This window comes from Novosphingobium sp. ZW T3_23, assembly GCF_044987305.1.
Classification (GTDB): Bacteria; Pseudomonadota; Alphaproteobacteria; order Sphingomonadales; family Sphingomonadaceae; genus Novosphingobium.
Window position 1 is genome coordinate 42,063 of the sequence record NZ_JBJDRF010000029.1, and the last position, 23,765, is coordinate 65,827.

The following is a 23,765-nucleotide window of genomic DNA, read 5'->3' on the forward strand; positions in this document are numbered from 1 at the left end:
CGACTGCGCGAAATCAGTTCATTGGCCCAGTGTTCATTGGCCCTGTGAACAGGATCGGATCGAGCCGCGCCTCGTTCCATTTGATCGACCAGTGCAGGTGTGGTCCGGTGGCGCGGCCAGACATGCCGATCCTGCCGATCACCTGACCCTGCCGGACGTGATCGCCCTGTTTCACCAGAATCTGCGAGCAATGCAGGAAAGCGCTGTTCAGCCGCATGCCGTGGTCCAGCATCAGCAGGTTGCCTTCGAGCGTGAAGGGCTTTTCAGCAGCGAGGATAACCACGCCGTCGGCCGGGGCCACGAAGGGCGTGCCGCTGGTGCCGGTGGCGATATCTAGCCCCGAATGATAGGCGCCCGGTTCGCCGCGATAGACGCGTTGGGAGCCGAAGCGACCGGAAATGCGCCCCTTGGCGGGCCAGATGAAGTGCTGGCGCCAGCCCTGCGCGTCGGTCTTCATGGCACGGGCGGCATTGATGCGGTCAAGCTCGGGGCGGCGGATCGCCATAAAGGCCTCGCTCGGCCCGCCGGGCTTGCGGGCGATGTTGACGTGCTCGATCTGCCAGGCGCGGGGAGAAACTGAGACCGGCTGCGAGATCCTGCGGCCGTTCAAGGTGGCCGTGAGCGTGGCGATCGTGCCGGCATCGCGGTCGAACGCGGCGAACCACGAACCGTCGGGAGCGATCTGCACCGGCTGGCCGTTCAGCGCCAGCGCGCCGGTGCCCGCAGGCACCTTGCCGCGTATCCAGCCGCCCTGGGTCAGTTCACCGCTATAGGCAAGGCTTCCGGCTGCCGCAGGCGCGACGGGGGCCGTCGATTGCGCGGCCAGCCCATTCCACGCCAGAATCGAGAGGGCGACGGCGCCGCTGAGGATCAGCGAAGCCGCGTAAGCCTTGCGGACGATCATGCCTTTCCGGTGAGGCGCTTAGTCGCGATTTCGGCCGAGGCGTAAGGCTCCTGGAACTCGGCGCTCCAGTAACGCAGCTCCTCCAGCGGGATCTTCTCGCCGGTGACGGCGCAGAGCACGAATTGTCCGCCGCTCAGAACCCGGAATCCGTTGGGTCCGTAGGCGAGCTTGGCGGGGCGGTCGGCAGAAGACATAAGCATGGCGGGAATCCTAGCAGAGCGCGGCGGTCAAAACAAATCGCCCTGCCGCGATGGGTCCGTCTTCGATCGCGCGGGACGCTTGGGGGCTGCACCCTCGGCGGCCGTTTCGGCGGCTTTCACGGCCGGAGCGGGGGCTTCGGCCCCCACGGCAACGGTCAGTTCGCCGTCGCGGAACTCCAGCGTCAGCAGAGTCTCCTGCGAGGCTGCTGCGCGGCTGGTGAGCGCGCGTCCGTCCGGCCCCTTTACCAGGACATAGCCGCGTTCCAGCGGGCGCTTCGGATCGAGCTGCGGCAAGACCCGCGATACCGGGGCAAGCCCGTCGCGCGCCATGGTCCAGCGGCGAGTGAGCAGGCGCGGGATCAGGCCGGTGCGCGCGAGCCGTTCCTCGCTGCGCTCCATGCGGTGGCGCAGCAGCGGCAGCGATAGGCGCGAGGCGGTGCGGCCAAGCTGTTCGCGCTTGGCGGCGGCCTCGTCACGCAGGCCGCGGCGCAGGCGTTCGGAAAGTTCGTCGAGCTTCTGGGCCTTGGCAGCGAGAATCGCCTCGGGTCGGGGCAGCCGCTGGACGCGGGCTTCCAGCCGCTCGCGGCCCAGGGTGACCGGGCGCAGGGCGCAGCGGCGCTTGCGATAGGCCAGTTCGTCCAGCGTGGCGGCCAGTTCCAGGCGCACCGGCACGGCCATCTCGGCGGCGGCGGTGGGCGTGGGGGCGCGGCGGTCTGCGGCATAGTCGCAGAGCGTCGTGTCGGTCTCGTGGCCCACGGCGGAGATCACGGGGATCGACGATTCGGCCACGGCGCGCACGACGACTTCCTCGTTGAACGACCACAAGTCCTCGATCGAGCCGCCGCCGCGTGCCACGATCACCAGATCGGGGCGCGGCACCGGGCCGCCGGGGCGAATCGCGGAGAAACCGCGCACGGCATTGGCGACCTGCTGCGCCGAGCCTTCGCCCTGCACCAGCACCGGCCAGACCAGCACATGGCTGGGGAAGCGATCGGCCAGCCGATGGAGAATATCGCGGATCACCGCGCCGGTGGGGGATGTCACCACGCCGATCACTTGCGGCAGGAACGGCAGTTCGCGCTTGCGCTCGGGGGCGAAGAGGCCTTCCGCCGCCAGCCGTGCGCGCAGCTTTTCGAGCAGCGCCAGCAGTGCGCCTTCGCCCGCGATCTCCATGCTCTCGATCACGACCTGATACTTCGAGCGACCGGGATAGGTGGTGAGCTTGCCGGTGGCGATCACCTCGATGCCGTCCTCGGGGCGGAAGGCGAGGCGCTGCGCCCCGCCGCGCCACATGACGCCGTCGATCACCGCCTTGTCGTCCTTGAGCGCGCAATAGAGGTGGCCGGATGCCGCCCGCTTCACGCCGGAAAGCTCTCCCCGCAGGCGAACGAAGCCGAAGCGATCCTCTACGGTGCGTTTCAGGAGGTTCGAAATCTCGCTGATCGAAAGCGGCGCAGCGTTGTCCCCGGCCGCTTGCTTCGCTACCAGCCCACCCGAACGACCGTCATCGAATTCGTCGTCATCGAAAGGCACAGGCAATGAACATCCTTCTTCTGGGCTCGGGCGGCCGCGAACATGCGCTGGCCTGGAAGCTGGCGCAATCCCCGCTCTGCGACGCGCTCTGGGCTGCACCCGGTAATCCGGGCATTGCCGAGGTGGCAAGCTGCATCGACCTGGATGTCACCGATCACGGTGCGGTCATTGCCTTCTGCGAGGCGAATGTGGTGGGTCTGGTGGTGGTCGGACCCGAAGCGCCGCTGGTGGACGGTCTTTCCGATTCGCTGCGGGCGGAGGGCTTCTCGGTGTTCGGCCCCAGCCAGGCGGCGGCCCAGCTCGAAGGATCCAAGGGCTTCACCAAGGACTTGTGCGAACGCGCGGGCATTCCCACCGCCGGGTACGAGCGCGTCTCCAGCGAAGGCGATGCCATGGCGGCGCTGGCGAAGTTCGGCGCGCCGGTCGTCATCAAGGCGGACGGGCTTGCTGCGGGTAAGGGCGTGACCGTGGCCATGACCATGGCCGAGGCCGAGGAAGCCGTGCGCGAGATCTTCTCGGGCCGCTTCGGAGAAGCCGGGGCCGAGGCGGTGATCGAGGAGTTCATGGAAGGTGAGGAAGCCAGCTTCTTCGCGCTGACCGACGGTTCCACCATCGTCCCCTTCGCCTCTGCGCAGGACCACAAGCGGGTGGGAGACGGCGATACCGGCCCGAACACCGGCGGGATGGGGGCCTATAGCCCGGCTCCGGTGCTGACGCCCGCGCTGGAAGCCGAAGTGCTGGAACGCATCATCGCGCCCACCGTGCGCCAGCTGGAAAACGAGGGCACGCCTTATTCCGGCGTCCTGTTCCTGGGCGTGATGCTGACCCGCGAGGGGCCCAAGCTGATCGAATACAACTGCCGCTTCGGCGATCCCGAGTGCCAGGTGATGATGCTGCGGCTCGAATCGGATCTGGTCGAACTGCTCCATGCCTGCGCCGACGACCGGCTGGCTGCGATTCAACCGCCGAAGTTCAGCCGCGATACCGCGCTGACCGTGGTGATGGCAGCCAACGGCTATCCCGGCACGCCCGAAAAGGGCGGCGCGATTCGCGGAATCGCGGCGGCCGAGGCCGAGGGTGCCAAGGTCTTCCACGCGGGTACCGCCATGAAGGACGGGGAACTGGTCGCCAGCGGCGGCCGCGTGCTCAATGTGACGGCGCGCGGCGCTTCGGTTACCGAGGCGCAGGCGAAGGCCTATGCCGCCGTGGACGCGCTCGATTTCCCCACCGGATTCTGCCGCCGCGACATCGGCTGGCGCGAAGTGGCGCGCGAGAAGGCCCATGGCGAGTAAGGTCGACACCGTCCTGAAGGCGTCGCTGGCGGCGGCGGCTCTGCTCGCCGGGGCCGGGGTCGGCTATTACTACGGCGTGTTCCTGCCGGGCCAAGCCTCCCGGCAGGAAGCGCGGGTGCTGGCCGAGCAGGAGGCCCGGCAGAAGCAGGAAGACTTTCAGGCCAAGGCGCAGGCCCGCGAGCAGGAGGAACAGTCCCGCCGCCAGCAGGCCGCCCAGCAGGAATACCAGGACTGCCTGAACTTCGCGGAGCTGTCCTACAAGCAGCGCTGGACGGCAAGCTGCCGCGCCCAGCACGATGCCGACGTGGCGGCGCTGGCTGACTGCGCGGACAATCTCTTCGCCAGCGAGGAGGGATGCCGGGCCAAGGTGCCGGTCAGGCCCGAACGCGATTGCGCCCTGCCGGGCGGGACGGCGCGGAGCTATTCCGACGCGCGCGAGCAGCGCAAGGCGGAGTGCCTGGCACGCTTCCAGTCGGCCCAGCCAGGAGGCCAGCCGCCGGGCCAGGCGCCTCTGGGCGATGGGTCGATCGCTACGTACTGACCAGAAGATCATCGTCGTCCCGGACTTGATCCGGGACCGCTGGCGATCCTTGAGGCGCTTCACCGCGAGCAAGGCGCGGCTCGGCCAGCGGTCCCGGATCAAGTCCGGGACGACGGGCATGCAAGAAGGGCCCCGTCCTTGCGAACGGAGCCCTTCGTGTCATCAGCCGACGCGTTCGGAGATCAGCGCCTTGAGGTCGGCCTCGGGGCGGGCGCCGTAGTGCGAGATGATCTCGCAGGCGCAGATCGCGCCGTACTGGAGGCTCTCTTCGAGGCTCTTGCCGCGCACATGGCCGAACAGGAAGCCGGCGGCGAAGAGATCGCCTGCGCCGGTGGTGTCGACGACGCGCTCGATCGGCTCGGCGCCGACTTCGGCGCGCTGTCCGCCCGAGATCGCGACCGCGCCCTGGGCGCCGCGCGTGACCACGAGCACCGGAATCTGCGGAGCGAGCTGGGCAACGCCCTTTTCGAAATCGTCATGGCCGACGAGGGCGGCCATTTCATGCTCGTTGCAGAACAGCACGTCGATCTTGCCGGTCTCGATCAGGTCGAGGAAGTCGGCGCGGTGACGGTCGATCACGAAGCATTCCGAAGGGGTGAAGGCGATCTTGCGACCCGCGGCGCGGGCGGCTTCGATGGCCTTGCGCATCGCGGCGCGCGGTTCCTCGGGATCCCAGAGGTAGCCTTCGAGGTAGAGCACGGCGGCGTTGGCGATGGCGCTTTCGTCCAGTGCTTCGGCCGGCAGGTGCTGCGATGCGCCGAGGAAGGTGTTCATCGTGCGCTGGCCGTCCGGCGTCACGAAGATCAGGCAGCGCGCGGTCGGCACGCCGGCGCGGGCGGGCACGTCGAAGGCGATGCCGCCAGCGCGGATGTCATGGGTGAAGACTTCGCCCAGCTGGTCTTCGGCAACCTGGCCGATGAAGGCGCACTTCGCGCCCAGCGCGGCGAGGCCGGCCAGCGTGTTGGCGGCCGAACCGCCGGAGATTTCGCGGGCCGGGCCCATGGCGGCGTAGAGGCTTTCGGCCTGTTCCGCGTCGATCAGCATCATGCCGCCGCGCGAAAGGCCGAGTTCCTCGATCAGCGCGTCGTTGCAGTTGGCGATCACGTCGATGATGGCGTTGCCGATGGCAATCACGTCAAAGGTGGGCGGCACGGTGGGTTCAGCCATGCGAAAGAGAGTCCTTGGATTGTCTGGAGGTTGTGTCGCGCGTAGCGCGCGGGCCGCCGCTTCGCAAGCGCGGCGAGAGTTGACACGATGCGAAGGCCGGGCGATGCGAGGCGCGATCATGACTCACGACCGTCCTGCGGCAGCCGCCATTCCGATGATTCAGCCCTCCCGCTTGCGCGCCGCTTTTGCTGCCGCGGGTCTTGCCCTGCTGCTGGCGGGGTGTGCCAGCACATCCGGCGGCGGGGTGGCCGGCAAGCCCACTCCGCCCCGGCGCGGCACGCAGGTTCCCAATGTCCGCCAGCCCACGCATACCGCGCGCGATCCCAGTTTTCAGGCGATTCCGGGTGCGGAAGGCGTGATCGGATCGAACGAGAGCCAGCTCGTGCGGATGTTCGGAGAGCCGCGTCTCAACGTCTGGGAAGGCGATGCGCGCAAGTTGCAGTTCACCGGCAAGGCCTGCCTGCTGGACATCTATCTCTACCCGTCCGCCTCCTCGAAGGAGCCGCGCGCGTCGTTCATCGATGCACGACGCGTGTCGGATGGGCAGGATGTCGACCGCGCGGCCTGCATCGCGGCGCTTCGCAAATAAGGTTAGAGTGTGTTTGGAAAATGCCCCGCAGGAGCATTTTAGAGCGGCACCGGCCCACGCCCCCACCCTACCACCCAACGGTATTATCCTGCGGGTGGTAGGGTGGGGGCGTGGGCCGGTGCCGCAAAATTCGCCTTCAGCGAATTTTCAAATGTCGCTCAGACCGTAAAGCTTTCGCCGCAGCCGCACGAACCCTTGGCGTTGGGGTTGGCGAAGACGAATCCGGCGGTGAAATCGTCTTCCACCCAGTCCATCGTGCTGCCGATCAGGTAGAGCACCGAGGCACCGTCGATGTAGAACAGGCCGCCGGGAGTCGCGATCTTCTCGTCGAAGGGCTTTTCCTCGGCTACGTAGTCGACCGAATAGGCCAGTCCCGAGCAGCCCCGGCGCGGGGTGGAGAGGCGCACGCCGATCGTGCCTTCGGGCGCTTCGCCCATCAGCTTGGCGATCCGCGCTTCCGCGTTGGCGGTGAGGAGCACGGCGGCCGGGCGCTGGCGTGCGGGCTTGGTATCCGTGGTCATAGCTTCTTTTCCCAGAACAGCGCGGTGCCCGCCTGCGGGTCCAGCGCATAGTCTCCGTAGCCGAGCGAGGCGTAGAGGCCCTTGGCAGTGGCGTTGCCGCTCAGCACTTCGAGAGTGATCTTGCAGGCGCCGCGCGCGCGGGCCTCGGCTTCCACCGCCAGCATCAGCGCTCGGCCCACCCCCTGTCCGCGCGCCTTGGGCAGCACGGCCATGTCGTGGATGTTCACCAGCGGGCGGGCCGCGAAGGTGGAGAATCCGGTGATGCAGTTCGCAAGCCCCAGAGCTTCGTCACCGGCGAAGGCCAGCAGCGAGAAAGCGCCGGGATGTGCGGAGAGGCCGGGCACCAGCCGTTCGCGCACTTCTTCGGACAGCGGCTTGCCCCCACCCATCGGATCGCGCGCATAGCTGTCGAGCAGCGCGACCACCCGCGCGGCATCGGCCGCGTCGGCATAGTCCGCCAAGCGCACGATAACGGTAGGAGCAAGCGTCGCCATCAGAGCATGCCTAGTTCAAGCTTCGCCTCGTCGGACATCTTGGCCATGTCCCATGGCGGGTCCCAGACGAGGTTGACCTCGGCATCGCGCACGCCGGGCACTGCCGCGACGCGCATCTCGACTTCGCCCGGCATCGATTCCGCGACCGGACAATGCGGCGTGGTGAGCGTCATCGTCACAGCGACAGATGCCTCGGGCGAGACTTCGACGCCGTAGATCAGACCGAGGTCATAGATATTGACCGGAATTTCCGGGTCGAAGATTTCCTTCAGCGCATCGATCACGCCGTCGTAGATCGATCCGCCGGGCTGGCCGGGGTCGATGTCCTGCGGCTTTTCGGCAAGGAATCCGTCGAGGTAATCGCGCTGGCGCGGGGCAGGGGCGTCGTCCACCCGCGCACGGGGCGCGGGCGTTACCGAATCGACTTCCTCAACGGTGAATGTAGGCTTCTCTTCACTCATCCAAAAATTCTCCGGGTGCGCTCGATACCCTTCATGAGCGCCTCGATATCGCTGTCGTCGCTGTAGAGGCCGAAGCTGGCGCGGGCCGTCGCGGGAACGCCGAGGTGCTCCATCAGCGGTTGCGCGCAGTGGTGACCAGCGCGGATCGCGACGCCTTCCTCATCCAATATGGTGCCGAGGTCGTGCGGATGCACCCCGTCCATTGCGAAAGAAACGATGCCCACCGAATCGGCCGGGCCGAACAGGGTGACGTCGTTGCGCTTGCCCAGTTCCTCGCGCAGCTTGCCGGCAAGGTGGCGTTCGTGCGCCTCCGCGCGGTCAAGTCCGTAGGCCTGGAGCCAGTCAATTGCGGCGGCGAGGCCAATGGCTTCGACGATCATCGGCGTACCGGCCTCGAAACGCTGCGGGGCAGGGGCGTAAGTGGTCTTTTCGAACGTGACGCGGTCGATCATCGCGCCGCCGCCCTGCCACGGGGGCATGGAATCGAGTAGTTCCTTGCGCGCCCAGAGCGCTCCGATCCCGGTCGGGCCGTAAAGCTTGTGCGCGGAGAAAACGTAGAAATCGGCCTGCATCGTTTTCATGTCGAGCGCGATGCGAGGGGCGGCCTGGCAGCCGTCAATCAGCAGCTTCGCGCCAACCGCATGGGCAAGGCGCGCCGCATGTTCCACGTGAAGCACCGAGCCGAGCACATTGGAGACATGCGCGAAAGCCACCAGCTTGTGGACAGGCGTCAGGATACGCTCGGCGGCTTCGAGGTCGATCCGGCCGTCCGCCGTCAGCGGGCAGACGTCGATCTCCACGCCGGTACGGTCGCGCAGGAGCTGCCACGGCACGATGTTGGAGTGGTGCTCAAGCACCGAGAGCAGGATGCGGTCGCCGGCCTTGAGGTTCTGCACGCCCCAGGTCTGCGCCACGAGGTTGATCGCCTCGGTGGCGCCGCGCGTGAAGACGATCTCGTCCTCCTGCCCGCCGAGGAAGGCGGCGACCTTGCGGCGCGCGGCTTCGAAGGCCAGCGTCATGTCTGCCGAACGGGCATAGACGCCGCGATGCACGGTCGCGTAGTCGCGGCCCAGGGCATCGACGGTAGCGTCGATCACCGCCTGCGGCTTTTGCGCCGTGGCGGCGGTGTCGAGATAGTGCCAGTTGCCGGACAGGCCGGGGAACTGGGCCTTCACCGCCAGGACGTCACCGGTTTCGCCGATTTCGCTCACAGGGGTCTGGCTCACAGGATCTGCTCCAGCCGGGCGATGGCGGCCTCGCTCAGCTCCGCTTCGCCGGGGGCGCCGGTGAAGGCTTCAGCGATGAACGCCTGGAGCATCAGCCGCTTCGCCTCGGGCGGCGTGAGGCCGCGGCTCATCAGGTAGAACAGGCCGTTGGCGTCCAGTTCACCGACCGCGCAGCCGTGCGCTGCCTTGACGTCGTCGGCGTAGATTTCCAGCTCGGGGCGCGCATTGGCGGTGGCCGTGCGGTCCAGCAGCATGGCGCGGACCGACTGTTCGGCATCGGTGCCGTCGGCGCCGCGCTCAACCGCGATGCGGCCAAGATAGGTGCCGACCGAATGGCCCGCCAGCGCGGTGCGCACGATCTGGTGGGACGTGGCGTTAAGCCCCGCGTGGGTGACTTCGGTGACGACTTCCAGCGTCTCGCTGCCGGTGGCGAGCTGCGCCGCGCCCAGCGTGAAGTCCGCGCCTTCGGCCAGCCGCACATCCACTGCAATACGCCCGTAGACCGGCCCCGCCGAAAGCACGCGAAGATCGAACTTCGCGCCCTTGCCCAGCGAGATCACCAGATGGCGCGCTACGGCTTCCGCACCGTCCTCAACGATCTGGAGCGATTCGTCGCCGCCATCGGCCACGACGATCTCTTCGCGCGCGATCGGCCAGACACCGGCCAGTGCGCCGATATCGGAATAGCGGAAGTCTTCGTGCTTCCGCGTCGGGAGAGCAGCGACTTCGCTCATGCGGCCGTCTCTTGCACGACGGCTTCGTAGCCTTCTTCCTCAAGTCGCAGCGCGAGGTCCGGCCCACCGGTCTTGACGATGCGGCCGCCCGCCAGGACATGGACGAAGTCCGGCTTCACGTAGTCGAGCAGGCGCTGGTAATGGGTGATCAGCAGCACTGCCTTGTCGGGCGCGCGCATGATCGCATTGATACCCTCGCCGCAGATGCGCAGCGCATCGATGTCGAGGCCGGAGTCGGTTTCGTCGAGGATCGCCAGCTTGGGATCGAGGATGCCCATCTGCACCATTTCGGCGCGCTTCTTCTCACCGCCGGAGAAGCCGACGTTCACCGGGCGCTTCAGCATGTCCATGTCCATGCGCAGCAGGCCGGCCTTTTCGCGCGCCAACTTCAGGAATTCGCCGCCCGACAGCACTTCCTCGCCCCGGCCCTTACGCTGGGCATTGGCTGCCTCGCGCAGGAACTGGACGAAGGACACGCCGGGAATCTCGACCGGGTACTGGAAGCCCAGGAACAGCCCGGCGGCGGCGCGCTCGTGGGGTTCGAGTTCAAGCAGGTCCTGGCCCAGGAAATCGACCGAGCCGCCCGTCACCTCATAGCCCGGACGGCCGCCGAGCGTATAGCCCAGCGTCGACTTGCCCGCGCCGTTCGGCCCCATGATCGCGTGAATCTCGCCGGGATTGATCGTCAGCGAGAGACCCTTGAGAATCGGCTTGTCGGCAACATTGGCCTGGAGGTTATCGATCTTGAGCATGGTCATCCTTCGGCTCCCTCATCAAAACGAGGGGCAGCAGTGGTCCCGGCCTTGCGGCGCGCGGAGCGCTTGTCGAACGGCACGTTGAGTTCGGTGGTGATCTCGCGCACGACGCCGTCGATGCGGCCCAGCACTTCATCCTCGGAGAAGCGCAGCACGCGAATGCCCACTTCGATGAGCTTGCGGTCCTGCAGCTCGTTGACGTCCGGGTTGGAATCTTCCTCGCTGAGCTGGACCACGATCCAGCGCGAAGGGCAGGCGAAGTCCACGATGGTCGAACCCACCACGCTTTGGCGGGTGAACTTCACGCCGCCCAGCTTCGAACCGGACAGTTCCGCCCAGAGCGCCGTCTGCGCCTCGCTGGGATTGCGGCGCATTTCCTTGGCCCGCTCCTTGAGCGTGTCGAGGCGTGCGCCGGTCACGTTGAAGCTGGCCTTGGCGTCGGCCTTCGGCGCGGCGTCCTTGCTGATGCCGAGGGTCTTGCGGGCGGCGGTCATGGATTGGTCCTTCGTGTCTCTTGTTTTTCTGCGTCACCCTGAACTCGTTTCAGGGTCCATTTTTCCCCACGCCCCGTGCCTTGCCGGCGTAAACCGATCAGGCGGCTGGTGAAGCGCCTCTTCGGTCCGAGCTGCCCGATGGACCGTGAAACAAGTTCAGGGTGACGGGGGTGGGGGACTAGCGTGGGCACTACCCCACCGAACCTTCCAGCGAGATGCCCAGCAGCTTCTGCGCTTCGACGGCGAACTCCATCGGCAGCTGCTGAAGCACTTCCTTGGCGAAGCCGTTGACGATCAGCGCCACCGCCTGCTCGGTGTCGAGCCCGCGCTGCATGGCGTAGAACAGCTGGTCGTCGCTGATCTTGCTGGTGGTCGCCTCGTGCTCGATCTGGGCACTGGGATTGCGCACTTCGATATAAGGCACGGTGTGGGCGCCGCATTCCTTACCCAGCAGCAGCGAATCGCATTGGGTGAAATTGCGCACGCCTTCGGCATTGGCGGCCACGCGGACGAGGCCGCGATAGGTGTTGTTGCTCTTGCCGGCCGAGATGCCCTTGGAGATGATCGTCGAACGGCTACCCTTGCCGTTGTGGATCATCTTGGTGCCGGTATCGGCCTGCTGGTAATTGTTGGTGACCGCAACCGAATAGAACTCGCCGACCGAATCCTCGCCGTTGAGGACGCAGCTGGGGTACTTCCAGGTGATGGCCGAGCCGGTTTCCACCTGGGTCCAGGAGATCTTGGAGCGGGCGCCCTGGCACAGGCCGCGCTTGGTCACGAAGTTGTAGATGCCGCCCTTGCCCTCGGCATTGCCGGGGTACCAGTTCTGGACGGTGGAGTACTTGATCTCGGCATCTTCCAGCGCGACCAGTTCGACCACGGCGGCGTGGAGCTGGTTTTCATCGCGCATCGGCGCGGTGCAGCCTTCGAGGTACGAGACGTAGCTGCCCTTCTCGGCAATGATCAGGGTGCGTTCGAACTGGCCGGTGTTTTCCGCGTTGATGCGGAAATAGGTGCTCAGCTCCATCGGGCAGCGCACGCCTTCGGGGATGTAGACGAAGGTGCCGTCCGAGAAGACCGCGCAGTTCAGCGCCGCGAAGTAGTTGTCCTGGACCGGCACGACCCTGCCAAGCCACTTCTTCACCAGTTCCGGATATTCGCGGATCGCCTCTGAGATCGAGCGGAAGATCACGCCCGCCTGCTCCAGCTCCTTGCGGAAGGTGGTGGCGACGGAAACCGAATCGAACACCGCGTCCACGGCCACCTTGCGTGCGCCCTCGACGCCGGCGAGCACTTTCTGCTCCTCCAGCGGAATGCCCAGCTTTTCGTAAACCTTGAGGATTTCGGGATCGACTTCGTCCAGGCTGGACAGCGAAGGCTTCTTCTTGGGCGCGGCCCAATAGTAGGCTTCCTGGTAGTCGATCGGCGGCACGTTCAGCTTGGCCCAGTCGGGCGGAGTCATCTCCAGCCAGCGGGCATAGGCCTTCAGCCGCCATTCGAGCATCCACTCGGGCTCGTCCTTCTTGGCCGAGATGAAGCGGATGGTTTCTTCGGACAGGCCCTTGGGGCCGTATTCCTGCTCGATGTCGGCCACCCAGCCATGCTCGTAGTCGGCCACGCGGGCCGCAGCCTCGCGCGCAGCCTGATCGCGCACTTCGATGTCACGCCCCTCAGCTTGGCGCAGGTCGTCCCCATGGACTTCGCGCACCTCGATGGTGCCCTCGGGGGAGGTTTCGTCAGTCATTCATACTTCCTCGACGAGCTGGGTCAGGACCACTTGCGCCAATGCGCCGCGCAGGGCCGCGTTTACCTGCGGCCAGTGCGGGCGCACGCTGCATCCGCCTTCCAGCGTACATTCGTGCTTGCCCTGTTCGAGGCAGGCGGTGAGCGCGATGGGCCCTTCCACTGCCTCGACGATATCCGCAATCGAAATCGTTTCAGGGGCGCGGGCCAGCTTCAGCCCTCCGCCCACGCCGCGGGTGGATTGCAGCAATCCCGCGGCGGTCAGCTTGCTTACCAGCTTCTGCACCGTAGGCGCGGGAAGGCCGGTTTCTTCCGCAAGCTGCGCGGCCGAGATGCGGCTCATCCGCGAATCCTGCGGATGATGCGCGCAAGTGCCCGAATGCCGAGTCGCGGCGGACATGATGACAACGGCGTAATCGGCCATGCTGGACAGGCGCATATCTGCGGCTTTCGGTCTCTTGCGGTAAAGTGGATCAAATCTTTCCGATTTGTGCCACCTAGTGCAGGACCCCTCCGGTTTCAATGGAGTTTCGCACAGCATTTATGCGACAAAACCGATCAGGCTGTTGCAAAATCATCGTTTCTGGAGAGAAATATGGGCCGATATGGGCCGATATGGGCCGATATGGGCCGATATGGCCGATCCGGATAAAAAAGGGCGGTCCCCGATCAGGATCGGGAACCGCCTTTAAGGTAATAAAGAACTCGTGCGCATCCCGCTACGAGCCCTTCGGGTCGCGCTTCCCCTGTATGCCGCGCTCATGACGATTTATTGTATAATTGCGACATGGGTGGTCTTCCTGCGACGCTTTCGCAGCGGTTTTGCGATGGGCGCGCATGATAAGAAGCATTTGAGCAACAGGCGCGAGGCGGTTATGCGCGAGCCGTGCTTTACTCTCTGATCAGACCCGCCCTGTTCCGTCTCGATGCCGAATCGGCGCACGGACTCGCCCTCAAGGCGCTGAAACTCGCTGGGAAAACCCGCGCGCCGGCGTTTCCCGCATCGCTTTCCACGCGAGTGGCGGGGATCGCTTTCCCCAATCCCGTGGGCATGGCGGCCGGCTTCGACAAGGACGGCGAAGTGCCCGACGCCTTGCTGGGCCAGGGATTCGGGTTTGCCGAAGTGGGCTCGATCACGCCGCTGCCGCAGTCCGGCAATCCGAAACCGCGCCTTTTCCGGCTGGTGGAAGACCGCGCGGTGATCAACCGCATGGGCTTCAACAACCGCGGCGCGCAGATCGCGCTGCAAGGCCTGACGGCGCGGAAGGATCGCCCGGGCGTGGTCGGCATCAATATCGGCGCCAATAAGGACGCGACCGACCGCATCGCCGACTATGCGACGATGGCCCGCCTCATGGCGCCGCTTGCCACTTATCTCGCGGTGAACATCTCCAGCCCGAACACGCCGGGCCTGCGTGCGCTCCAGGACGAATCGGCACTGACCGGACTGCTCGATGCGGTGCTCGAAGCCCGCGCCGAAGTCTGCGGCGAAGCAGGCCCGCCGATCTTCCTCAAGGTCGCGCCGGATCTGGAGCCCGCCGATATCGACGCGATCGCCCGCATCGCGATAGAGAAGCGCCTCGGCGCGCTGATCGTGTCCAACACCACGATTTCCCGCCCGGCGCTGCGATCCGTCCATCGCGGCGAGACCGGAGGGCTTTCGGGCGCGCCCTTGCGCGATCTGGCCCAGCAGCGCCTGCGGGATTTTCGTAGCGCCACGGGCGGTGCGGTTCCGCTGGTGGGCGTCGGCGGCATCGCCACCGCCGAGGATGCCTGGGCGCGGATTCGCGCCGGTGCCAGTCTCGTGCAGGTCTACAGCGCGATGGTCTATGAAGGGCCGGGCATCGCCACGGCCATTTGCAAGGGCCTGGAAACGCTGATGAAGCGAGACGGCTTCGCGTCCATCGCCGAAGCGGTAGGGACCGAATAGCGTCAAAACTCTCGGCTATGGGGGCAACTACGGAGACGGCTCGGCTTGTCGCAACCTCTGTACGCGCCTAGACGTTGATCGGAACGGACAAATCCGCATGGCTGAAGAGGATGAGGGTCGGCATGGATCTTGGTGACTTCGACAAGTGCACCAACCTGGTGTCGCTGTTCCTCAAGCGGGCTGACCGGCTGGGCGAATCGCCCATGCTCTGGTCCAAGCAGGACGGAACGTGGCATTCCACGAGTTGGGCACAGGCCGCGCGTCAGGTCGGCCTGATCGCTGCCTCGCTGCGGCGCATGGGCTTGCAGGCGGGCGACCGGGTCATGATCGTGTCCGAGAACCGGCCCGAATGGTGCCTGGCGGACCTGGCGGTCATGGCGGCGGGATGCGTCACCGTGCCGGCCTACACCACCAACACCACACGCGATCACATCCATATCCTGGAGAACTCGGGCGCGCGGGCGGCGATCGTCTCCACTGCGAAGCTCGGCAAGGCGCTGCTTCCGGCCGTCGTCCAGACCGATTTGTGCCGCCACGTGATCGGCATGGAGCCCCTGCCGCCGATGCAGGGCGGCGCCTATGAGGTTCACGACTGGGCGGCCCTGCTCGAAGGCGATGCCGCCCGGGCGCGTTCCGAAGTGGACGAACGGGTTTCGGATTTCCGCCGCAGGGATCTGGCGTGCATCATCTATACCAGCGGCACCGGCGGAGCCCCGCGAGGGGTGCGGCAGCATCATGGCATGATCCTGACCAACGTTGCCGGCTGCGCGCAGATCATCTTCGACGATTTCGGCTGCGACGAGGGCGAGATATTCCTCTCGTTCCTGCCGCTCAGCCATGCCTACGAACATACCGGCGGCCAGTACCTGCCGATCGCGATGGGCGGGCAGATCTACTACTCCGAAGGCCTCGACAAGCTGGCGTCCAATATCGAGGAAGTGCGGCCGACGATCATGGTCGTCGTCCCGCGCCTGTTCGAAGTGCTGCGCACGCGCATCATGAAGCAGATCGAGAAGCAGGGCGCCGTTCCCGCCCGCCTGATGGAGATGGCTCTGGGCATAGCCGGGCGCGAGCAGGCCGGGCGTCGCCGGCTGCTGGACTATCCGCTCGACATGGTGATCGAACGGACGCTGCGGCCCAAGGTCCGCGCCAAGTTCGGGGGACGGATCAAGGCGCTGGTTTCCGGCGGCGCCCCCCTCAATCCCGAGATCGGCGCCTTCTTCGATGCCATGGGGCTAACCCTTCTTCAGGGCTACGGTCAGACCGAGGCCGGGCCGGTCATCAGCTGCAACCGCCCGGCTGCCGGAATCAAGCACGACACCGTCGGCCCGCCGCTGCGCAATGTCGAAGTGCGGATCGCCGAGGACGGCGAGATCCTCGTGCGCGGCGAACTGGTGATGCAGGGCTACTGGCAGAACGCCGCTGCCACCGATGCCGTGCTGAAGGACGGCTGGCTGCACACCGGCGACGTCGGCCACATCGACGCGCGCGGGCGGATCATGATCACCGATCGCAAGAAGGACATGATCGTCAACGACAAGGGCGACAACGTCTCGCCCCAGAAGGTCGAGTCCATGCTGACGCTTCAGCCCGAGATCGCGCAGGCCATGGTCCTGGGGGACCGCCGCCCCTACATCGTCGGACTGATCGTGCCCGATGCCGACTGGGCGCTGGAATGGGCCAAGACCAATGGCGAAAAGTTCGACTTCAGGGCCTTGCAGGGCCTCCCCGCTTTCCGTGCGGAAGTTCGCGCGGCGATCGACCGGGTTAATGCCGATCTCTCGGTGATCGAGAAGGTCCGCCAGTTCACCTTCGCGGACGAGCCCTTCGGCATCGAGAACGAGGAAATGACGCCCAGCCTCAAAATCCGTCGCCACAAGCTGAAGGAGCGTTACGGCGAGAGGATGGACGCGCTCTACCGGAACTGAGGGGCGGGGCAGGTTCGCACTGTCTGTCCTGTCCGGTTTTTCCCGACACGTTTCCTCTCTGCGTCTGCTTTTTGCGCCAATCGAGCGTTTTTGCGCCGACCGTGGCGAAAGAGCGGCCCGTGGTTACGGCACCAGAGTCGTGAACAGATAGGCGGAGAAGATCACCAGGTGGACCATGCCCTGCACCAGGGTGGTCCGCCCGGTGCTCAGGGTCATCGTTGCCACCAGCAGGGTCAGCCCGAGCAGGGCGGTCGTCTTGAACGAGAGGCCGAGTTCCAGCTCCAGCCCCATCGACAGCGAGGCGATGGCGACCGCCGGGATCGTCAGCCCGATCGTCGCCAGAGCCGATCCGATCGCCAGGTTCAGGCTGGTCTGTACCCGGTTGGCACGAGCAGCGCCCAGGGCTGCAAGGCTTTCGGGGGCCAGCACCAACGCGGCGATGATGATTCCCACCGTGGCAGGCGGCGCGCCGATCGCGGCGACGCCCGCCTCGATGGAGGGCGAAAGCGCCTTGGCGAGCAGGACCACCGCCACCAGCGCGACCACCAGCATGACCCCGGCCGCGATTGCCTTGGCGGGTGGAACAGCCTCGTGCGACCCGCCGATCTCTTCGGGATAGAGGAAGTGGTCGCGATGCCGGATGGTCTGCGCCACCACGAAAGTGGCGTAAAGCGCCAGCGAATCGATGGCGACGAAGATGAGCTGGTTGTTGTTGTAGAACGGCCCCGCTTCGCTGGTGGTGTAGTTGGGCAGGACCAGGGTGAGGATGGAAAGCGTCGCCAGGATCGCGAGGCCATGGTTCACGCCGGACTGGGTATAGCCCTGCTCGTGGTGCCGACCCCCTCCCAGCAGCAGGCAGACCCCGACGATGCCGTTGATGGTGATCATCACCGCCGCGATCACCGTGTCTCGCGCCAGAGCCTGCGCGCCGGCGCCTTCGCTCAGCATGATCGAGATGATCAGCGAGGTTTCGATCACCGTCACCGCGAAAGCCAGGATCAAGGTTCCGAACGGCTCTCCAACCCGGTGGGCGATCACTTCGGCGTGGTAGACGGCGGCCATGATCGCACCGCCCAGCACTACGGCGATCACGACCGCCATCGGGATCGTGCCGGGCTTGCCAAGCACGATGGCCGCCAGTGCCAGGATCGGCACGACGATGGACCACGGCGCGAGAGCGAAGCAGGGAAAAGTGGCGGGGCGGGGCCTGACGGCCGAAGGCTGGTCGCTCATGCGGGCACTATACGGATAATCGCGGGAAGGGCCAGTTTTCGCCGGGTATTTCGCGGTTGAAGACACAAGACGTCATAATCCGCCAAGGGCTCGCCGACCTGTCGGCGCTTCCCCCCCCACCGATTGTCGACCGATCCGGCTGAGAGGCTGTTTGGAAAATGCCCGAAAGGGCATTTTCGGTGCGGCACCGGCCCGCGCCCCCACCCTACCACCCAACGGTAGTATCCTGCGGGTGGTAGGGTGGGGGCGCGGGCCGGTGCCGCGAAATTCGCTTTCAGCGAATTTCCAAACGGACTCTGAGAAACTGTGAAATGCCCCTTCAGCAGCCTTGCCATTTCCGCTCGTGCTGGCGCATGACGGGAACGTGCTTTCGCAGAAGACCCGCTACGCCATTCGCGCCATGCAGCACCTTGCCGATAACTACGGCCAAGGTCCAATCCAGCTTGCCCAGATCGCGGAAGCCCAGAATATCCCCGCCAAGTTCCTCACCACGATCCTCTCGGAGCTGAGCCGCTTCGGCATCGTGGATTCTCAGCGCGGCAAGGACGGCGGTTATCGGCTGGCGGTATCGCCGATCGACATCACTTATGGCGATCTGATCCGGTTGATGCGCGGATCTCTGGCCTTGGTGCCCTGCGCCAGCCGCTTCGCGCACGAGAAGTGCAAGAACTGCCTTGAGGAAGGCGAGTGCCGTACGCGCGCACTCATGCTGGAAGTGCGTGACCGCACGGCGGAGCTGCTCGATGGGGTACGCCTGTCGGATCGCATCGATCCCGTACCCGCGCAGATCGACAGCCAGAACTGAACCACCTGCTCACGGCCCGCCAGTGGTCGATGACCTATAACATATTGAACAGGCTTATAATTCCGGCGCGATTCCGCGCCTGAAAACGCTTGGCTCATCCTAAATCGACAGAATATCGAATGGTGAAGTCAGACATCGCTTGGGCGTAAAAAGATTTTGCTTTGGCGTGAAAAACAGAAACTTTCGGGTAGGACTATTGTCAACTTTTTAGGTTGAGAATAACAGGGGCAACGACGCAAAATCGCGCTCGGAGAAAGATTCGCCATGTCTCAACCGTCAACGGACCACCAGCGATCGGGAACGCGATCGGCACTCCATCTCTCCAGGGATAACGCCAAGGATTTTGGCAAGGATCTCGGCAAGGATGCGGCCAAGGACGCGGGCGAACCCAAGCCCGCTCCGCTACAGGTCGTGGCCGATGCGCTCGATCACATGCGCTATGGCGTCATCCAATTGACCGTCCATGACGGCAAGCTGGTTCAGCTCGACATTACCGAACGGCGGCGCTTCGCCTCGTAAGCGGCCCACACTGGAAACTGACGACAGGCAAGCAGACCGGACCGCCGGATGTAAGCCCCTTCACAATCTTCGAACAGCATAACATTCGAACAAGGGGGATTTCATGAGAAAGATCATTCGCGGGCCGCTACCGGCCCCGCTTCCGCTCGCGTGCCTGACGTTCACGATTACGACGCTGGCACTGGCGTCTGCACCGGCACTCGCCGATGAACGCGCACCCGCCGACGCTCCGGTCGTCGCCGCCGCGACCGCGGACGCCGCCGAGCAGGAATCGCCCACGTCGGTCGGCACCGGCGCGCATGATCGCGGCAATGAAATCTTCGTGACCGCCCGCCGCCGCCAGGAATCGAGCCAGGAAGTGCCGCTGGCGATCTCGGTGGTGGGCGGCGAGCACATCGATTCGACCGGCTCGTTCAACGTCGGCAGGCTCCAGCAGCTCACCCCCACGTTGCAGTTCTATTCCTCGAACCCCCGCAACACCGCCGTCAACATTCGCGGCCTGGGCGTGCCGTTCGGCCTTACCAACGACGGCATCGAGCAGGGCGTCGGCATCTACGTCGACGACGTCTACAACTCACGCGTCGCCTCGGCCACGTTCGACTTCCTCGATGTCGCCCAGATCGAAGTGCTGCGCGGCCCGCAGGGCACGCTCTACGGCAAGAACACCACCGCCGGCGCGATCAACATCACCACCAACCAGCCCACCTTCGACTTCGAAGGCAAGGCCGAAGTCTCGATCGGCAACTACAACTTCAAGCAGGCCAAGGCCGCCATTTCGGGGCCCCTGACCGACAAGCTGGCCGCGCGCCTGGCGATCTCGACCACGGACCGGCGCGGCACGATCCGCAATGTCACCACCAACCAGTGGATTCAGAGCCAGGACAATCTCGGCCTGCGCGGCCAGTTGCTGTGGCAGCCGACCGAAGATCTGGCGATCACGCTGGCGGGTGACTACAGCGCCCAGGACGCCATTTGCTGCGGCTCGGTCTATGTTCGCACCGGCCTGACCCAGCGCGCGCTCAACCGTCAGTTCGCCGCCCTCGCGGCCGCGCAGGGCTATGCGCCGCCCAGCACCAATCCCTTCGACCGCCGAACCGATCTCGACACGCCCCTCCAGGCCAAGAACAAGATCGGCGGCGCCTCGCTGCGCGTGAAATGGAACCTGGGCGAAGGCGAAGTGACCTCGATCACGGCCTGGCGCTTCTGGGACTGGGATCCGTCGAACGATCGCGACTTCACCGGCCTGCCGATCGTCTCGCTCTCGCAGAACCCCTCGCAGCAGGACCAGTATACGCAGGAGCTGCGCTACAACTACAGTAGCGACAAGATCGACTTCGTGGTCGGCGCTTTCGGGTTCTACCAGCGGATCGATACCCAGGGCACGGAATCGCAAGGCTCCGCCGCCAGCCGCTGGAACATCAATCCGGGCAGCGACACCGTGGTGCCGCCGGGAACCTCGGGCTGTGGCCCCACCGCCGCGCAGCAGCTGGCCTGTAACCCGGCAACGCTGAACGGCCTCACCGCCTACAACACCCAATACCTGAAGAACACCAGTGCCGCCCTGTTCGGCCAGTTGAGCTGGCACATCACCCCCGAACTGACCATCCAGCCCGGCGTGCGTCTCAACTACGACAAGAAGGAAGGCTATTACCAACGCCGCGTCTTCGATGGCGCCGGCAATCCCGTGCTGACCACCGGCCCGACGAACCCGGTGAAAACGGCGCAGTTGGCGATATTCACGCCGCAGGAAATCGCGCCCGAATTCAGCGACTGGAACTTCAGCTACGATTTCAACGCCAGCTACAAGATCACGCCCGACGTGCTGGTCTATGCAACCTATGCGAAGACGTTCAAGTCGGGCGGGATCAACCAGAACGGCGTACCGACCGACGCCCAGAACAACCCGATCCTGGCGGCCGCCACGGTGAAGCCGGAAGACGTCGACCACTACGAGCTGGGCGTGAAGTCGCAGTTCTGGGATCGCCGGGCCACGCTCAACCTCTCGATCTTCCGTACCGACATCAAGAACTACCAGGCCAACGTCAACAACGGCCAGTTCGGCGTGCTGCGCGGCTATCTGGCCAACGCCGGCGCCGTCCGCTCGCAGGGTGTCGAAGTGGACTTCTCGGTTCGACCGAGCGAACGCTTCAATCTCTACGCCAACGGTGCCTATACCGATGCGACCTATCGCCGCTTCGTCGACGCGCCGTGCCCGCCCGAACTTTCCGGTGGCACCACCGTGGGCGCAGGCCAGACGCCGGGAGCGGCCGGCGTGCCGAATTCGCTCAGCCCCGCCAACTGCAATATCTCGGGCCAGCGCCTGCCGGGCGTGTCCGAGTGGTCGTTCTCCTTCGGCGCCGAAGTGAACAACCCTGTCACCCTGCTCGGCAAGGAGGGCGAGGTCTACTTCGGCTATGACGGCAGCTATCGCTCGAACTTCTCGTCCAACCCGTCGCCTTCGGCCTATACCTGGATCGACGGCTACAGCCTGTCGAACTTCCGGCTCGGCTTCCGGGCGGAAAGCGGATTTGACATCTACGGCTGGGTCCGCAACGCTTTCGACCAGAACTACTTCGACCAGCTCTTCGTCGGTCCCGGCAACACCGGGCTGATCGCAGGGCTTCCCGGCGACCCGCGCACCTGGGGCATGACCGTTCGGTACAGCTTCTGATCCTCGCAACTTCTGGAACAGGGAGGACAACCTCATGTTCGATCTCGGCATAAGCCCTGGCGACCTCGTGCCCTTCATCATCGTCGGATTTGCCGCGCAAGTCATCGACGGTGCCTTGGGCATGGCGTTCGGCGTGATTTCCCAGACGATGCTCGTCAGCGTCCTGGGAGTCGCGCCGGCGGCCGCATCGGCCACCACGCATCTCGTGGAAATCTTCACGACCGGCGCATCGGGGGCGAGCCATATCGCCCATCGCAACGTCGATTGGGGCCTGTTCAAGCGGCTCGTTCCATTCGGCGTCGCGGGCGGGGTGTTGGGTGCCTATCTTCTCTCCAACATCGATGCCTCCGTCGCTCGGCCCTACATCATGCTCTATCTGACCGGGATCGGCTTCTATCTGCTGGTCAAGGCGATCCGCATGTCGAAGCCCCGGTTCGAGGATCCGCGCACGACCCGGCCGCTGGCCGTCGTAGGCGGCTTCCTCGATGCGGCGGGCGGTGGCGGCTGGGGGCCGGTCGTCACATCGAACCTGCTGATCCAGGGCGGCGATCCGGCCAAGGTAATCGGCACCGTGAACACGGCCGAATTCCTGCTGGCGCTGACGATCTCGATCTCGTTCATCGCCACGCTCGGGTTCAGCGCCTTCGGCGTCGCAACCTTGGGGATGATCATCGGCGGTGTGGTGGCAGCACCTTTCGGGGCCTATCTCGCCAAGCGCGTGCCGGCACGCGTGTTGCTCTTCGCCGTGGCATTCGTTCTCATCGCTACCAGCCTCTTCAGCATAGCAAAGGCCTGGCATCTCGTTCCGGGGCTTTGATATCGCGACTCGCTCTGGAGGGCGTGTTTTTCGGGGCAGGACGGGAGACCGAAACCTGCCCCGAATGACGAGGAACCGGCAGGACCGGATTCCACGCCTTGGAGAAACCCGCGCAAATCCGTGAGTTTTGAAAAATATGTCGTTTTTTTGAAATTAGCGTGTTGACCGAATCATGGGGCCCGCTTAGAGGACCTCTCACCGCAGCGGACCACACGGTTCTGCTACGGTCGCCAAGACATTACGGGCAACATGCTCCCCAATCGCAAGAAGTGGGGATTGCTGGTTGTCCGGGTTTTTTGTCTGGTGGTTCTTTGACATTGTAGGTTTTAGATGAAGGGACATGTGGGCGACGGCGCCTGCTCCCGGGGCTTCAGGGCTCGGGGTGGCAGTAGATAGTCGTTACCTTAACATGTCCTTACGTAACCATACGTTTAGATATGTGCAGGGTGATGATCCCTGAATTAATTTTACGTCAGGTGGCCGGTCTTTGACTGGTCCTGTTGTGAGATTGGACCCAAACTTGAGAGTTTGATCCTGGCTCAGAACGAACGCTGGCGGCATGCCTAACACATGCAAGTCGAACGAGACCTTCGGGTCTAGTGGCGCACGGGTGCGTAACGCGTGGGAATCTGCCCTTGGGTTCGGAATAACAGTGAGAAATTACTGCTAATACCGGATGATGTCTTCGGACCAAAGATTTATCGCCCAAGGATGAGCCCGCGTAGGATTAGGTAGTTGGTGGGGTAATGGCCTACCAAGCCGACGATCCTTAGCTGGTCTGAGAGGATGATCAGCCACACTGGGACTGAGACACGGCCCAGACTCCTACGGGAGGCAGCAGTGGGGAATATTGGACAATGGGCGAAAGCCTGATCCAGCAATGCCGCGTGAGTGATGAAGGCCTTAGGGTTGTAAAGCTCTTTTACCCGGGATGATAATGACAGTACCGGGAGAATAAGCTCCGGCTAACTCCGTGCCAGCAGCCGCGGTAATACGGAGGGAGCTAGCGTTGTTCGGAATTACTGGGCGTAAAGCGCGCGTAGGCGGCTGCTCAAGTCAGAGGTGAAAGCCCGGGGCTCAACCCCGGAACTGCCTTTGAAACTAGGTAGCTAGAATCTTGGAGAGGTCAGTGGAATTCCGAGTGTAGAGGTGAAATTCGTAGATATTCGGAAGAACACCAGTGGCGAAGGCGACTGACTGGACAAGTA

Annotated in this window: 23 protein-coding genes and 1 rRNA gene; 10 read left to right on the forward strand and 14 right to left on the reverse strand. The window is 64.8% G+C overall.

Annotation, left to right across the window (positions count from 1 at the left end):
• Positions 1 to 13 precede the first annotated feature (13 nt).
• From ACI3K3_RS15410 to xseA, 3 genes are read right to left on the reverse strand one after another with little or no spacing between them, the layout of a single operon-like run.
• Complete coding sequence (locus tag ACI3K3_RS15410; protein ID WP_404915164.1) at positions 14 to 904, reverse strand: M23 family metallopeptidase; 891 nt, start codon at positions 902 to 904, stop codon at positions 14 to 16.
• Positions 901 to 1,104 (reverse strand): DUF2093 domain-containing protein, encoded by a 204-nt coding sequence (locus ACI3K3_RS15415; protein WP_086490775.1) that lies wholly within the window; start codon positions 1,102 to 1,104, stop codon positions 901 to 903. The genes ACI3K3_RS15410 and ACI3K3_RS15415 overlap by 4 nt, the downstream gene beginning before the upstream one ends.
• Before the next feature lie 27 nt (positions 1,105 to 1,131).
• Positions 1,132 to 2,637, reverse strand: coding sequence for an exodeoxyribonuclease VII large subunit (gene xseA, locus ACI3K3_RS15420; protein ID WP_404915166.1), 1,506 nt, complete (start codon positions 2,635 to 2,637; stop codon positions 1,132 to 1,134).
• 5 nt (positions 2,638 to 2,642) lie between these two features.
• On the opposite strand from xseA, the gene purD reads away from it, so the two are divergent.
• Positions 2,643 to 3,929 carry a phosphoribosylamine--glycine ligase gene (purD, locus tag ACI3K3_RS15425; RefSeq protein WP_404915168.1) on the forward strand — a complete coding sequence of 429 codons (1,287 nt, stop codon included), beginning with the start codon at positions 2,643 to 2,645 and terminating at the stop codon, positions 3,927 to 3,929.
• Positions 3,919 to 4,470 (forward strand): hypothetical protein, encoded by a 552-nt coding sequence (locus ACI3K3_RS15430; protein ID WP_404915170.1) that lies wholly within the window; start codon positions 3,919 to 3,921, stop codon positions 4,468 to 4,470. The genes purD and ACI3K3_RS15430 overlap by 11 nt, the downstream gene beginning before the upstream one ends.
• A 162-nt stretch (positions 4,471 to 4,632) precedes the next feature.
• On the opposite strand, the gene ACI3K3_RS15435 is transcribed toward ACI3K3_RS15430, so the two are convergent.
• Complete coding sequence (locus ACI3K3_RS15435) at positions 4,633 to 5,637, reverse strand: adenosine kinase (protein ID WP_404915172.1); 1,005 nt, start codon at positions 5,635 to 5,637, stop codon at positions 4,633 to 4,635.
• Between the two features lie 118 nt (positions 5,638 to 5,755).
• Here ACI3K3_RS15435 and ACI3K3_RS15440 point away from each other — a divergent pair, with 118 nt between their 5' ends.
• On the forward strand, positions 5,756 to 6,226 hold the full coding sequence (locus ACI3K3_RS15440; protein ID WP_404915174.1) for a hypothetical protein: 471 nt from the start codon (positions 5,756 to 5,758) through the stop codon (positions 6,224 to 6,226).
• A gap of 158 nt (positions 6,227 to 6,384) precedes the next feature.
• On the opposite strand, the gene ACI3K3_RS15445 is transcribed toward ACI3K3_RS15440, so the two are convergent.
• From ACI3K3_RS15445 to ACI3K3_RS15485, 9 genes are all read right to left on the reverse strand, one after another.
• Complete coding sequence (locus tag ACI3K3_RS15445; protein ID WP_404915176.1) at positions 6,385 to 6,747, reverse strand: HesB/IscA family protein; 363 nt, start codon at positions 6,745 to 6,747, stop codon at positions 6,385 to 6,387.
• Complete coding sequence (locus tag ACI3K3_RS15450; protein WP_404915178.1) at positions 6,744 to 7,241, reverse strand: GNAT family N-acetyltransferase; 498 nt, start codon at positions 7,239 to 7,241, stop codon at positions 6,744 to 6,746. Before ACI3K3_RS15450 ends, ACI3K3_RS15445 begins: the two co-directional genes overlap by 4 nt.
• The gene (locus tag ACI3K3_RS15455; protein WP_404915180.1) at positions 7,241 to 7,702 is read right to left on the reverse strand and encodes an SUF system Fe-S cluster assembly protein; all 462 of its coding nucleotides are present in this window, start codon (positions 7,700 to 7,702) and stop codon (positions 7,241 to 7,243) included. The genes ACI3K3_RS15450 and ACI3K3_RS15455 overlap by 1 nt, the downstream gene beginning before the upstream one ends.
• Positions 7,699 to 8,913 (reverse strand): aminotransferase class V-fold PLP-dependent enzyme, encoded by a 1,215-nt coding sequence (locus ACI3K3_RS15460; RefSeq protein WP_404915205.1) that lies wholly within the window; start codon positions 8,911 to 8,913, stop codon positions 7,699 to 7,701. Before ACI3K3_RS15460 ends, ACI3K3_RS15455 begins: the two co-directional genes overlap by 4 nt.
• An 11-nt stretch (positions 8,914 to 8,924) precedes the next feature.
• Positions 8,925 to 9,662 (reverse strand): SufD family Fe-S cluster assembly protein, encoded by a 738-nt coding sequence (locus ACI3K3_RS15465; RefSeq protein ID WP_404915182.1) that lies wholly within the window; start codon positions 9,660 to 9,662, stop codon positions 8,925 to 8,927.
• The gene (gene sufC, locus ACI3K3_RS15470; RefSeq protein WP_404915207.1) at positions 9,659 to 10,414 is read right to left on the reverse strand and encodes a Fe-S cluster assembly ATPase SufC; all 756 of its coding nucleotides are present in this window, start codon (positions 10,412 to 10,414) and stop codon (positions 9,659 to 9,661) included. Before sufC ends, ACI3K3_RS15465 begins: the two co-directional genes overlap by 4 nt.
• Positions 10,415 to 10,416: 2 nt before the next feature.
• Positions 10,417 to 10,911 (reverse strand): endonuclease domain-containing protein, encoded by a 495-nt coding sequence (locus ACI3K3_RS15475; protein WP_404915184.1) that lies wholly within the window; start codon positions 10,909 to 10,911, stop codon positions 10,417 to 10,419.
• 190 nt (positions 10,912 to 11,101) lie between these two features.
• Entirely contained in the window at positions 11,102 to 12,655 is a 1,554-nt protein-coding gene (gene sufB / locus ACI3K3_RS15480) for a Fe-S cluster assembly protein SufB (protein WP_404915186.1), read from the reverse strand.
• Positions 12,656 to 13,093 carry an SUF system Fe-S cluster assembly regulator gene (locus ACI3K3_RS15485; RefSeq protein WP_021233885.1) on the reverse strand — a complete coding sequence of 146 codons (438 nt, stop codon included), beginning with the start codon at positions 13,091 to 13,093 and terminating at the stop codon, positions 12,656 to 12,658.
• Between the two features lie 447 nt (positions 13,094 to 13,540).
• Between ACI3K3_RS15485 and ACI3K3_RS15490 the strand changes: the two genes are divergently transcribed.
• Together ACI3K3_RS15490 and ACI3K3_RS15495 are read left to right on the forward strand one after the other, a co-directional pair.
• On the forward strand, positions 13,541 to 14,584 hold the full coding sequence (locus tag ACI3K3_RS15490) for a quinone-dependent dihydroorotate dehydrogenase (protein ID WP_404915189.1): 1,044 nt from the start codon (positions 13,541 to 13,543) through the stop codon (positions 14,582 to 14,584).
• A gap of 122 nt (positions 14,585 to 14,706) precedes the next feature.
• Positions 14,707 to 16,512, forward strand: a complete 1,806-nt coding sequence (locus ACI3K3_RS15495) for an AMP-dependent synthetase/ligase (protein ID WP_404915191.1) — start codon at positions 14,707 to 14,709, stop codon at positions 16,510 to 16,512.
• A 123-nt stretch (positions 16,513 to 16,635) separates the two neighbouring features.
• Here the strand turns inward: ACI3K3_RS15495 and ACI3K3_RS15500 are convergent, their stop codons facing one another.
• Positions 16,636 to 17,745, reverse strand: a complete 1,110-nt coding sequence (locus ACI3K3_RS15500; RefSeq protein WP_404915193.1) for a calcium:proton antiporter — start codon at positions 17,743 to 17,745, stop codon at positions 16,636 to 16,638.
• 364 nt (positions 17,746 to 18,109) lie between these two features.
• Between ACI3K3_RS15500 and ACI3K3_RS15505 the strand changes: the two genes are divergently transcribed.
• From ACI3K3_RS15505 to ACI3K3_RS15525, 5 genes are all read left to right on the forward strand, one after another.
• Positions 18,110 to 18,550, forward strand: a complete 441-nt coding sequence (locus ACI3K3_RS15505; protein ID WP_313434589.1) for an Rrf2 family transcriptional regulator — start codon at positions 18,110 to 18,112, stop codon at positions 18,548 to 18,550.
• 264 nt (positions 18,551 to 18,814) lie between these two features.
• Positions 18,815 to 19,069, forward strand: a complete 255-nt coding sequence (locus ACI3K3_RS15510; protein WP_404915195.1) for a YezD family protein — start codon at positions 18,815 to 18,817, stop codon at positions 19,067 to 19,069.
• A gap of 103 nt (positions 19,070 to 19,172) precedes the next feature.
• Positions 19,173 to 21,740: a TonB-dependent receptor gene (locus ACI3K3_RS15515; RefSeq protein WP_404915197.1), complete on the forward strand. Its 2,568-nt coding sequence runs from the start codon at positions 19,173 to 19,175 to the stop codon at positions 21,738 to 21,740.
• A 34-nt stretch (positions 21,741 to 21,774) separates the two neighbouring features.
• Entirely contained in the window at positions 21,775 to 22,557 is a 783-nt protein-coding gene (locus ACI3K3_RS15520; RefSeq protein WP_404915199.1) for a sulfite exporter TauE/SafE family protein, read from the forward strand.
• A 516-nt stretch (positions 22,558 to 23,073) separates the two neighbouring features.
• Positions 23,074 to 23,765: ribosomal RNA gene (locus tag ACI3K3_RS15525) — 16S ribosomal RNA — on the forward strand; the annotation flags it as partial.